The sequence below is a fragment of the Adhaeribacter radiodurans genome (assembly GCF_014075995.1).
Taxonomy (GTDB): domain Bacteria; phylum Bacteroidota; class Bacteroidia; order Cytophagales; family Hymenobacteraceae; genus Adhaeribacter; species Adhaeribacter radiodurans.
Map to the genome: position 1 here is coordinate 1,059,795 of NZ_CP055153.1, position 12,983 is coordinate 1,072,777.

General features: G+C 40.9%; 8 protein-coding genes. All 8 read left to right on the top strand.

What is annotated here, in order from left to right; all coding sequences use genetic code 11:
- Positions 1–524 precede the first annotated feature (524 nt).
- The 8 genes from HUW48_RS04760 to HUW48_RS04795 all read left to right on the top strand — a co-directional run bounded on the left by HUW48_RS04760 (position 525) and on the right by HUW48_RS04795 (position 12,939).
- Complete coding sequence (locus HUW48_RS04760; RefSeq protein WP_220463993.1) at positions 525–3,557, top strand: SusC/RagA family TonB-linked outer membrane protein; 3,033 nt, start codon at positions 525–527, stop codon at positions 3,555–3,557.
- Between the two features lie 89 nt (positions 3,558–3,646).
- On the top strand, positions 3,647–5,374 hold the full coding sequence (locus HUW48_RS04765) for a RagB/SusD family nutrient uptake outer membrane protein (RefSeq protein WP_246343694.1): 1,728 nt from the start codon (positions 3,647–3,649) through the stop codon (positions 5,372–5,374).
- 381 nt (positions 5,375–5,755) lie between these two features.
- Entirely contained in the window at positions 5,756–6,286 is a 531-nt protein-coding gene (locus HUW48_RS04770; RefSeq protein WP_182414585.1) for a gluconate 2-dehydrogenase subunit 3 family protein, read from the top strand.
- Between the two features lie 9 nt (positions 6,287–6,295).
- Positions 6,296–8,014, top strand: a complete 1,719-nt coding sequence (locus tag HUW48_RS04775; RefSeq protein WP_182414586.1) for a GMC oxidoreductase — start codon at positions 6,296–6,298, stop codon at positions 8,012–8,014.
- Between the two features lie 129 nt (positions 8,015–8,143).
- On the top strand, positions 8,144–8,977 hold the full coding sequence (agaR, locus tag HUW48_RS04780) for a transcriptional repressor AgaR (protein WP_246343695.1): 834 nt from the start codon (positions 8,144–8,146) through the stop codon (positions 8,975–8,977).
- Between the two features lie 396 nt (positions 8,978–9,373).
- The gene (locus HUW48_RS04785; RefSeq protein WP_182414587.1) at positions 9,374–10,648 is read left to right on the top strand and encodes an alpha/beta hydrolase family protein; all 1,275 of its coding nucleotides are present in this window, start codon (positions 9,374–9,376) and stop codon (positions 10,646–10,648) included.
- Between the two features lie 418 nt (positions 10,649–11,066).
- Complete coding sequence (locus tag HUW48_RS04790) at positions 11,067–11,828, top strand: glucosamine-6-phosphate deaminase (protein WP_182414588.1); 762 nt, start codon at positions 11,067–11,069, stop codon at positions 11,826–11,828.
- Positions 11,829–12,513: 685 nt separating this feature from the next.
- Positions 12,514–12,939 (top strand): hypothetical protein, encoded by a 426-nt coding sequence (locus tag HUW48_RS04795; protein WP_182414589.1) that lies wholly within the window; start codon positions 12,514–12,516, stop codon positions 12,937–12,939.
- The last annotated feature ends 44 nt before the right edge of the window (positions 12,940–12,983 follow it).

The following is a 12,983-nucleotide window of genomic DNA, read 5'->3' on the forward strand; positions in this document are numbered from 1 at the left end:
GATGGGGGTATCTATATTCATTAATCAGTTTAGCTTTTCTTACACCAGGGTTATCTGCTCACTGAGAAAATAGTAGGACGTAATTTGCTGTTTTAAGGATTGCTTTATCCTGATCGATCAAACTGAAGATAGTGGCACCACGGACAGACTAATTATTTTATAATGTGTACCAATGGCCTTATAATAAATTTGTTTTTGCTATGGAAGCATCAATATAATAAATCACAATCGAGTTTGAGCTAAAAAAAATATAGTGTAGTTTTTCATTTTGGTGATAGATGTGTTTCCTTACCTTTTTAATTGTGTAAATTGCATGTTTCAAAACATTATTAATTTAAAAAAAAATATTTTTTTGTTATGATTTATTGTTGGAATCAATTTTATTTAGGAAACGAAAGCCGTTATTTCTCCATTCAACTCAAAAAGCAATTATGAAATTAAAAAATTCTACAAAAATGTGTTGGTCAGAACCACCTGGCAAGGCTCTTCTGGTATTTTGGATAAGTTGTATTCTTATCCTCGGAGTGCAATCGATTACATTTGCTCAGCAAAAAACGGTTACTGGCACCGTGAAAGATGAAAGGTCAACTCCAATTCCTGGAGTAACTGTATTGGTAAAAGGAACTTCTAAGGGTACTACCACTGATGTAAATGGTAAATATAGTTTGCATGTTTCTCCGGATGAGGTTCTGGTTTTTTCAATTATCGGGTATGTTTCAAAGGAAGTTACCGTAGGAAGCCGGACAACTGTTGATGTTAGTATGACCGAAGACATGCAAAGTCTTTCCGAAGTGGTAATCGTTGGGTTTGGAGCGGAAAAAAAAGTAAACGTTATTGGGTCCATCGAAACGATTTCGACGAAAGAGATCAAGGCATCGCCTGTTGGGTCAGTTTCCAACGCTTTGGCCGGACGGTTGCCGGGGCTAGTTGTACAACAACCGCAGGGAGAACCTGGTGCTGATGCGGCGCAGCTGTTAATTCGTGGTAGAGGTACATTGGGCAACAGTGCCCCGTTGATTATTATTGATGGCACGGAAGGAAGGGATATCAATGCTTTAAACGCGAATGATATTGAGAGTATCAGTGTTCTCAAAGACGCTTCCGCCGCTATTTATGGGGCGCGTGCGGCCAACGGTGTAATTCTGGTTACTACGAAAAAAGGCGCACAGGGTAAACCCAGGATAGATTATTCGATGTATCAAGGACTATCAAAACCTACTTGGTTGCCCGAAATGACGGATGCCGCTACTTACGCCCAAATGGTGCGAGAAATGCAAACCTATGATGGTGTTACGGAAGCCAACTTGCGGTATAAGCCGGAAGATGTCGAAAAATACAGATCGGGCGAATATCCCTGGACTCATCCGAATACTAACTGGAATGACGTTACATTGCGGAACTTTGCTAACACCTCGAACCATAACCTTTCTATTAGCGGTGGAACCGATCGAGTTACCTATTATGGTGGTATAGGTTATTTTCACTCCGATGGTATTTATAAACGTGATGCGAATGATTTTAAGCGTTTTAACATCAAGGTGAACGTTGATTTTAATGTCAATAAGTACTTAACTGTAGGGGTGGCGTTGAACGAAATCCAGGAAAACAGGATGTCCTCGGCGATGGATAGAGAAACAATTTTTAACGTTGTGAATCAAGGCCGACCTACCGATTTTGCTTACTGGCCCAACGGTCAGCTTGCTACCGGTTCTTTTGGTTTGGGATATCATCCTGCTGTTATCTCTACACTTGATTATGGTTTTAACGACCGGAAGAACTTAATGAGTTACAACACGCTCAATGCTTCCTTAAAAATTCCAGGTGTAGAAGGACTGGCTTTGACAACCTATTATTCTTATGACATCGACTTCAACAAAGGTAAGCTTTTTACCCAGCCATTAGAAGGGTATACCTTTAATCGTGCTGCGTACCTGGCCGCCGGAAATACCGGAAAGGAAGACGGCTCCGCGTTTTTGACCAAGATATCAAACAATACTCCCAGAACATTGGAAAATACTTATGGTAACGCTACCCGCAAACTCTATCATTTGCAGATGGATTACACGAAGACTTTTAACAATGTTCATAACCTGAGTGCCTTTGTAGCCTACGAGCAATTTAAAAACGAAACCAATAGTACATCAGCGTTCCGTACCGGTTTTGTCAGCAGCGCGCTGCCTTACCTATTTGCAGGAGGTAATCTTAATAAAGATAACTATGAAACGGTTGGGATAGATACCAGAGTTAATTACTTCGGAAGACTTAGCTACAATTTTAAAGAAAAATACCTGTTTCAATTCACTTTACGCCGAGATGGATCCGTGCGCTTTTCGGAAGAAAGTGGACGTTGGGGTACCTTCCCCAGTGCATTAGTAGGCTGGGTAGTTTCCAAGGAAAGCTTCATGCAGGATAAGTTTGTTAATTTTTTAAAATTGAAGGCATCGTGGGGAAGAATGGGCAACGACCAGGTAGACCCTTTCCAATACCTGGCTAGTTACTCGTTTGGCACTGGTGGCGTTTATGGCACCGGTTTAAATTATAGCAACAGCCTTTTCCAGAATGTAACCCCGAACCCTAATATTACCTGGGAAATTGCCAATATGACCAATGTCGGTTTCGAGTCGGCGTTCTTTAATGACTTCTTTTTAAATGCTGATTTCTTTTATCAGCGCAGAAGCCGGATTCTGGTAGCGAGAAATGCTTCGGTGCCTGACTTTACCGGAATTTCCCTTCCGAATGAAAACTTTGGTATTGTGGATAGCAAAGGTTTAGAAGTAGAATTAGGATACCAAAAAGGAAAATCTGAAGTAACCTACGGTATAACCGGCAACTTTACGTTTGCCAGGAACAAGATAGTGGAGTTCGATGAGCCTAAACAGGTGGTGGAATGGCAGAGAAGAACCGGACATCCGATCGGTGCCATACTGCTTCATAAATCCGCGGGTATTTTCAAAAATGCAGACCAAGTAAATTCAACACCGCATGTGACGGGAGCCATACCGGGTGACGTGATTATTGAAGATGTGAACGGAGATGGTCAAATCACCGCCGATGACCGAGTTTTATTTGATCAGACGAGCGTTCCGGAAATAACTTATGCCGCATCGCTTAATGTAGGGTATAAAGCCTTGCGTTTAACTGCCTTAATAACCGGAGTTGGGACGGCCTGGAGGCAGATGCTTGGTTCTCAGCAAGGTTTGCAAGGTAATTACTACCAGTTTCAGGCCGACGGACGCTGGACACCTGAAAATCCAAATGCTACCAAACCCAGAACCCCTAATGGCTGGCAGCCTTATTGGAGAAACAATAGCTTTCGGACAGATATGGAGTATCAGAATATGGAATTTGCCCGGTTAAAAAATGTGGAATTGAGCTACACGTTGCCAAAAAAATTCCAGAACACCCTTAAGATGGCCAATGCAGAAATTTATTTATCCGGACAAAATTTATTCCTCTTTTATGCTTCTCAGGGTATCTGGGATCCGGAATTCAGCGGCAACCGGGATAACTACCCGATTATGAAGGTCTATACAATAGGTGCCCGGGTATCTTTTTAAAAATCTAAATTTTATAGTTAAAATTTGAATTAGCTCTTATGAAATATTCTAAAATTTTTATAGCAGTATTCGGCTCCCTACTATTTGGGATGTCTTCCTGCCACGACATCCTTGATATAACGCCGGTAGATAGGTATACCGACGCGGTACTCTGGGAAGATATTAACTTATCTAAGGCTTATTTGCTGGATACCTACCGGGGTACCGGTATTGGTTACCGGCAATATATGGTAACCGGGGTATCAGATGAGTCACAAATTAAATTCCGGGAAAACTTTTACGTGAGAGGTGACATCTCGCCCGATAATGCCGCCCCCTGGGGATTGTCGAGCTACCTTCCGGGCTGGAACGACCATTACAAAAACATACAAAAGATTAACAAGTTTCTCGATAATGTAGGACGTGCGGTAGAAGCTGCTTCCGCAGATAACAAAACTTCAGTACAGGCTCAGGTAGATATTTTGCGGGGTGAGGCTTTGTATTTACGGGCGTTTGCCTATACTGAGCTTGCTCGCACTTATGGAGGTGTTCCCCTGCTGGCAACAGAAAGTCAAATAAATCAGGACTTCCAGTCTATAACGCGGGCCTCCTTTGAGGAGACTATTAATTTTATTGTAAAAGACTGCGACGATGCTGCCGCGCTCCTGCTTGAAAAAAGTAGAACCGAGATGGGTAAGGCTACCAAAGCGGCGGCACTAGCTTTAAAATCTAGAATTTTGTTGTTTGCCGCCAGTAATTTAACTGCTGATGGAACTGCTGGAAGCAAGTTTGTTGGTTATACAAACCCTAATAGACCGGCGCTATGGAAGGCCGCCCAGCTTGCTGCCAAAGCAGTAATGGATTTGCCTGAAGTTGGTCTGGAAAGTTTTGGCGCCCCTAACAAAGAGCAAGTAAGTAATAGTATGGCTGCCTTCTTCGAAAAAAGGGATCTGGCAAGCCCCGAAGTAATTTGGGGTAAAATGTATTCGACCATTGACGGCGATATAAACTCAATGAATGGACAGAATGCGCCGAGCAGCACCGGGTTCGCTACTTCCACCAATCCTTCGCAAAAGTTAGTCGATACCTATCAGATGGAGGACGGCAGTAATTTTTATGAGCATTTCGCGGTGGATAACGACGTATATAGAAATATTTCTGGTAAGTATAAAAATGAAAATATTTACAAAAATCGCGATCCCCGATTCTATGCGACCATTCTTTATGATAGCGCTCTTTGGAACGGAAAAAATGTCGATATCCGTACACGGGTAACTATTGAAAATGGTGTGGAAACTAAACGGGTTTTTGGATTTGATACTGAAAATAGTACATACAATGCGCACAATGCAACAGTTACTGGTTATAGCCTTCGTAAATTACTAATTGGAAATTTAACTGATCCGCTAAACCGGAATAATAATGCCTATATAGAATTCAGATACCCGGAGATTCTGTTAAACTATGCAGAAGCCAGCATCGAATTAGGAGAAATTTCGGAAGCAGCAATCTATATAAACATGATTCGCAATCGAGCGGGTATGCCTGATTTTACCGGAGACATAACCCAGGCATTGCGCTATGAAAGACAGATTGAGCTGGCTTTTGAGAACCAACGTTGGTATGATATGAGAAGGTGGAAAATTTTGGTTCCGGAACTGACCAATGTTTATGGAATTAAGATTGATGAGATCACAAACAATGGCGTTATTTCGACTACCTGGAAACGATTTGTTACGCAGACACGGGAGGCAGTTGATAGAATGCTATGGATTCCGATACCACGCATAGAAATAAATAAAGCTCCTCAGCTTGAACAGAATCCAGGTTATAACTGATATTTTTAAAGGATAACCATTTGCAAAACGGTATTTATGGGAATACCGTTTTGCAATATCCTTGATAAGTAGAGATATGCTAGTTTTTTAAAATATTGTTAATAAGTACCTTCTATGGTAACTGCGCGGGTAAAAGTATTTTGAAAACAAAGCTAAAGAAATCCCTTTTCTACATTCCCAACTATTCCAAAGTGGAACGAGGATTATGCTCCTTGCCCATCGTGAGATTGCGAAGCCGAAGAGATAAAAGTTACAGGGAATGTTTTCCGCTGAATACGAATTATAGTGGTAAGTTAACCAGCCGCTGGTAAATACAAAGTGTAAAATACTTCAGAAAAGCTCAATCCTAAATCCGGCTTTCATATTTAATAATTTACAACCATGAATAGAAGAGTTTCTATCAGGAATATGATCATTTTTGCAGGCGGGGTAACCTTTTTGCCTGCTTGCTTAGGACCTGAAGGAAAGGCATCCGTAGCCCTTAGTAATATCAATATTTCCGCTCAACAGGAAAAACTTCTATCTACTATTGCAGCTACCCTCATCCCGAAAACCGATACACCGGGTGCCGACGAAACAGGCGCCCATCTGTTTGTCCTGAAAATGGTAGATGATTGCTACGAGAAAGCTGATCAGGATAAATTTGTACTGGGCCTGGATCAACTGGAGAAGGCTGCCCAAAAGCGTTTCGGAAAATCGATGCTTAAATGTACCGCCGCTGACCGGCAAAAGCTGCTGCAAGGGGTAGAAGATAAAGATGGATTCGCGCCGGAAGTTTATGACTTCTACAAGATTATGAAGCAACGCACCATTCAGGGTTATATGACCTCCCAATTTGTGTTGCAGGAAATTGAGCATTATACAATTATTCCTACTGTTAAATACGACGGATATCACCGGATTGGAAATTAAAGGGAGAGAATGGAAGAAATAAAATACGATTCGGCAAAAGAACGGACATTTGACGCCATCGTGATAGGATCAGGTATGAGCGGTGGTTGGGCTGCCAAGGAGTTTACCGAAAAAGGATTAAAGACATTGGTGCTGGAACGCGGTCGGGATGTCAAACATATCAAAGATTACCCAACTGCGAACAAATTGCCTTACGAATTTGAGCACAGGGGAGAAATACCGCTGGAGGAGAAAAAAAAGGATCCGCTTATAGGCAGTTATTATGCCTTTAAGGAGGACACAAAACATTTTTTTGTAAGAGATAGTGAGCATCCTTATGTTCAGGAAAAACCGTTCGACTGGATCCGCGGTTACCAGGTAGGAGGTAAATCGCTGATGTGGGCAAAGGCTACCCAACGTTGGAGTAACTTCGATTATGAGGGCCCGGCAAGAGATGGCTTTGCCGTAGACTGGCCCATCCGGGAAAAGGATATGGCTCCCTGGTACAGCCATGTAGAGCGGTTTGTGGGCATTGCCGGAAACCGCGACGGATTGAAACAATTGCCGGATGGCGAGTTTCTGCCGGCTTTTCCTCTGAATATAGTGGAAGATTATTTTAAAAAAAGAATGACGGAACTCTATGAGCACCGCCATGTAATCAGCGAAAGGGTTGCGCACATAACTAAGCCAAATCCGATCCACCACGAACAGGGAAGGGCGCAGTGTCTTAGCCGTAATCTTTGCTCGCGGGGTTGCCCGCTCGGTGGCTATTTCAGCAGTAACTCCTCCACGATACCTTGGGCAGCCAAGACCGGCAACATGACCTTACGGCCTTTTTCCGTTGTTCATTCCATTATTTATAACAACGAAAAGGGAAAAGCAACAGGTGTTAGAGTAATTGATGCAAATACCAAAGAGATGATTGAATATAATGCCAAGGTAATTTTTGTAAATGCCGGCGCATTAAATTCAAACTTGGTCTTGCTCAATTCCACATCGCATCGCTTTCCGAACGGGATTGGCAATGATAACGGCCTGATGGGTAAATTTGTAGCTTTTCACAATTACAGCGCGCGCATTAGCGCCACACTGGAACAAGGATTTGAGGAATATGACCCTATTGGCAGAAATCCGGCAGGCGGAGGTTATATGCCGCGTTTCAGAAACCTTTTTAAACAGGAAACCAATTTCCTACGAGGCTATGCGGCGGGTTTGTCCGCTTACCGAAGCTCGCCTACTGATTCATCTGGTGTAGGGGTAGATTTAAAGGAACGGCTGTTAAATCCCAAACTAGGACCCTGGAAAATAGGTTCGCACATGATGGGTGAAACAATCCCAAAGGAAACCAATCTGGTAAGCCTTGACCGCACGATGACTGACGCCTGGGGAATACCATTACTGAAGATATCGGTCGCTTATGACGATAATGATGAGAAGATGAAGCAGGATTATTTCGAGCAATTCTCGGATATGTTTACGCGGGCTGGTTTTAGCAATATACAAATACAAAATTCTTTGCCGAATCCGGGAAACGAAATTCATGAGATGGGTGGTGTTAGAATGGGTAATGACCCTAAAACCTCTTTGTTGAATAAATGGAATCAGCTCCATTTATGTAAGAATGTGTACGTAACGGATGGTGCGGCTATGACTTCTACCTCTACTCAAAATCCCTCCCTTACTTATATGGCCTTGACCGCGAGAGCAGTAGATCATGCTGTAAATCAATTAAAACGAGGCGAGTTATAAAGGGAGTTTAATTTTATTTGAAAAACTAACCTTAACTCCAGGGTATGCTTTAGCAGACCGTGATTTGTAGTATTCTAAAAAGATTTTAATGATTTTAAAACAGTTTCCAAGAAAAGAATTTAATTTAGTATGTTTGAAACCATTATTCCCGAGAGTTTACAGTCATTTTTGAGCCCTATGAAGAGTAACGAAACAAAGTCCACGGTCAGCAGACGGATGATAATACTAAGTCAGCTTGAAAAGAACGGGGAGGTCAATATCAATGACCTTAGTTTAGCGCTTGGGGTGAGTACAGTGACCATTCGGAATGATCTGGAGCAACTGGAAAAGAAAAATATGCTGTTGCGCGCTAGGGGCGGGGCAATGAAGATTTCGCATGACCATGTCAGTCTTGATTTTCCGTTGTCGGATAAACAAAAGAAACACCTTCTTGAAAAAAGGGAGATTGGCAAGAAAGCAACGGAGCTTATAGAAGAGCGCAATACAATCATTCTGGATTCCGGATCAACCACTTTTGAAATTGCGAAGAACCTTGGAAAATTTGAGGAGTTAACCGTTATTACTAACGCCATTAATGTCGCCAACTACCTGGCTGAGCAAAGAAATATCACCGTGATCGTGCCTGGCGGCACTCTCCGTAATAACTCTCTTTCTTTGGTAGGCAACCTCGCGGAAAAAGGATTCAAGAATTATTTCTGCGATAAACTCTTCCTCGGTGTAGATGGATTTGATACCAGTTATGGTTTATCAACGCCCAACGTGGAAGAAGCTCACCTGAATCAGATCATGATAGAAATGTCACAAAAAGTTATTGTGGTGGCAGATTCTAGCAAATTCGGGCGTCGGGGCTTTGCCTTTATTGCCCCCATTACCCGCATCCATGCCCTGATTACTGACAGCGGTATCCCTCCGGAAGAAAAAAATAAATTGATGGGCATGGGGATAGAGGTGCTAATCGCATAAGTGCCTCTGGGTTGCTGTTGGTAATAAAAATGCTAGGGTACCTGATAAGTTAATTCTAATATTAGGTTCAACCGGCAAGTGGCAAAATTCAACTATTCCTTTTCAAGTTCAAAAAAAGAGTCAAATCTAATTTTTAGTACGAAGGGTTATAGGTATTTGAAAGATACCTGTTTATAACATTAAGCTACTTCCAATTTAGCTTTTCCAGTATTTTAAAATTCCTGATTATTACTCGGAAGAGTGGATTCTTTGTGATGCATCCGGATATCGGAAGCTGGCAATCTATTGCCTTATTTTTTGACCTAAAATTACCTAAAGTTATAAAATCATTAAATTCAATGCTTCCTGCATCGTGCGATCAGGAAAGTACAATTATCTTAATAAACCATAATAACTATGAAAAAAAATCGCAGGGAATTTTTAAAAATTACGGGTTTTGCAGGTATAAGTGTTGCGGGGGCAGGTATCTTGCCAGCATTTGCTAAAGAAAAAAATAATACCATTATCCCTAATACCGAAATAGATGAAAAGGATCAAAGTATTATTGGCTTATACGGTGCCTGGGCAAATTCTTTAAACGCAAACAAATTGCCTTCCTTTTCTTTTAGAAGCCAAAAATGGCCGGATTTAGAAAAATGGCGAAAAGCAGCGAAAGACCAGGTAGTAGAACGATTAGCTATTCCGGATATTGGCGGATTACCAAAAGTAACAATAAAGAAGCAGTACAACTATGACGGTTTACATATGGAAGAACTTAGTTGGCAATTACCTTATGGCCGCCCAACGGAAGCTATTTTGTTGAAACCGCAGAACGCGAAAGGCCGTCTGCCAGGTATCCTTGCTTTACACGATCATGCCGCAAACAAATATTTTGGTTGTTATAAAATCACTCGGACTTCGGATAATCAACATCCGTTGATGAAATACCACCAGGAACACTACTACAGCGGTATTGCCTGGGCGAATGAAATAGCCAAACGCGGGTATGTGGTTTTGGTTGCTGATGCCTTTGCGTTTGCCAGCCGCCGGGTAATGCTACAAGATGTCCCGTCCCGGCAGCGGAATGGTTTAACGGATGCCGACCTGGCAAATTCGGAAGGTATAGCCAGTTATAACACTTGGGCCGCCGACCACGAACATATAATGGCCAAATCTTTATTTTGCGCCGGCACCACTTGGCCCGGAGTATTTTATGCCGAGGACCGGAAAGCGCTGGACATTTTGTGTGCCCGGGCAGATGTGGATGCTAATAAAGTAGGCTGCGGAGGACTTTCGGGAGGAGGCCTTAGAACTGTTTTTTTGGCTGGCCTTGATCCAAGAATCAAGTGTGCGGTTGATGTTGGCTTTATGAGTACCTGGAAAGATTTCCTCCTTAATAAATCCTATACGCATACCTGGATGACGTATGTTCCTTTACTGCCAAATGAATTAGATTTTCCGGATATATTAAGTTTAAGGGCCCCACTGCCAACTCTTGTTTTAAATGATAGCGATGACCAATTGTATACTTTGCCAGAAATGAACCAGGCAGAAAAAGTATTAGCGGAGGTATATAAGAAAGCAGGAGCGGAAAACCGTTTTAAGTGCTCTTATTACCCGGGATATCATAAGTTTGATGACAAAATGCAGAAAGAAGCTTTTAATTGGTTTGACCAATGGTTGAAAGTATAATGTAAAATGGGCTGCCAGCGGAAAGTAATCGTATAAAATACATGAGATTACAGTAAAATAATCCTAAAACCAGTAATGCCGACAAAACAGAGATTTTCTGGGCGTAACGCCAATGCTTCTACTTTTTCCCTGAAAGGTCTTAATGATAATTGCTGGCAGGAGAAACCATTGTTTATTAATAGACTCTTGCGAGATTAATTTCTGCCGGTACATTGTATGTTATAAAAATTCCCTTAAAGAACATTATTGAAAGAATCGTTCTTTTCTATCCTATTGGTGGGGAAATCGCCGCTTATATTCTTATACTTGAAATTGTAGGAGCTGGAGACTCCACAGTATATGTAAAGGTTTTAGGATTGTTGCCATCATATTTATTCTTTTTAAGACAATATAAAAAAGGTAAAATTTAAAAAATCAAATGGAGATTAAAGTATTAGAAAATCCAATTGAACTGGGCAAATCAGCAGGCAAGGCTGCAGCTGAATTAATTCGGAAAACTATAGCTGACAAAGGCTACGCTAATGTAATTTTAGCCACCGGCACGAGCCAATTTGAAACCCTAAACCAGCTTATTGCTGAAAAGGATATTAATTGGAGTAAAGTTACTATGTTCCATTTAGATGAATATATCGGCTTACCCATTACGGCCAAAGCTAGTTTTCGGAAATATCTAAAAGAACGTTTCCTGGACAAGGTTCCGGAGCTAAAAGCAGCTTATCTGGTTGACGGAGAAAATGATCCTGAAGCAGAATGTGAACGTTTGGGCAATGCAATTCATTCGCATCCAATTGAAGTAGCTTTGGTTGGAGTAGGAGAGAATGGCCATTTAGCCTTTAATGATCCTCCCGCTGATTTTGATACGGAGCAACCCTATATTATAGTGGAATTAGATGAGCAATGTCGGCGACAGCAATTTAATGAGGGATGGTTTGATACTTTGGAAGATGTGCCCAATAAAGCTATAAGTATGTCGGTAAGGCAAATTATGAAATCAAAACATATTATCTGCTCGGTACCTGATAGCCGCAAAGCAGCTGCCGTACGCAATTGTCTAGAAGAAGCTGTTGACAATCAGTACCCAGCCAGTATTTTGCAACAACATCCTAACTGCAGCTATTATTTAGACGAAGCTTCCGCTTCCTTGCTATCAGCAAATGTTCAGGAAAATCTAAAAACGTGAGGAATTTCATATTCTGTTCCGAATAGTTTACAACTGATAAGCAACTTAAATTCTAAACAGCTAATTTTATGAAAGCAGCTTAAATAACATTACAAACTGAAGTATTGGTTTTTACAAGGTAGCCTTTGCGGTTCATTTCAGCCTTATTTGATGTAATGATTCGTGCATCTGTCTAAATTATATTGGCTTAACCTGAAACAGAAAGCTTAAAGAATGCAATGCTCAAACTAAGGAACAGCATATGTTATCAAAAATGGTCGATTTTCTGTTATTTTTTTAATCCAGTGTTTGCCGGAGATATTGATGGAGACAGTTTATATGATTTCATTATTGACAAATCCAAGCATAAAATAGTGATTATGACCCTTTATCTATCAAAACCAACTGAGTAAGGGAAGTAAGTTAAAGAACTGGGAGAGCATGTAAGTGTAGGATGTAAAAATTACAGCTGCTAACCCAATTTATACCAACCTGTGCGGGTTTACCATACACGTACCTCGTTATGGTTAACCTTAAAATGTCAGGAGAATCAATTGACATGGCAGAATGGGCTGACACTGTTCTAAAAACGGGGCTGACACTTGAAGCTTAGTAAATATACCTTTTATTATCTCACTTAAATCAATAGATTGGTTAGAAAATATAAACCTAATGGGAAAGAATAAAAAGGAAATTTGGGGCTATTGTGCTTTCTGCGGAGAACGCCAAAAGGATAAACGATTATTTAGGTGAAAACCTGGATAAAAAGGTGAGATACAATTTTTTAAGCATTGAAGGTATGATAGGTAGTTTGAAAGTTAATATTCATTCTATTAAAATTGAATTATTAAAAATAAGCATTCTAGTAACAGATTTAGTAAGTTTTACTAAGCTGGAAATATTTAATCTGTTGAAATGGCTCCATAAAACTTTAAGCTTTTATGAGAAGTATGTATCGAAAGACTATGATGTTAAAACAGCATTAGAAGCAATTGCCACTTATATTAAGAAGGATAAGTATTTATCAAATAGTGAGAAAGACCACCTGATCGACGCGATTAGAAAAATAAATGACCTAGAATTCAAGCGCTATGTCGACGAAATTAAAGAGTTTTTGAAAATTCAAAAATAGCGTTCATTATAGTAAATCCTGTCATAAAGAGTCGTGTTTTCAAT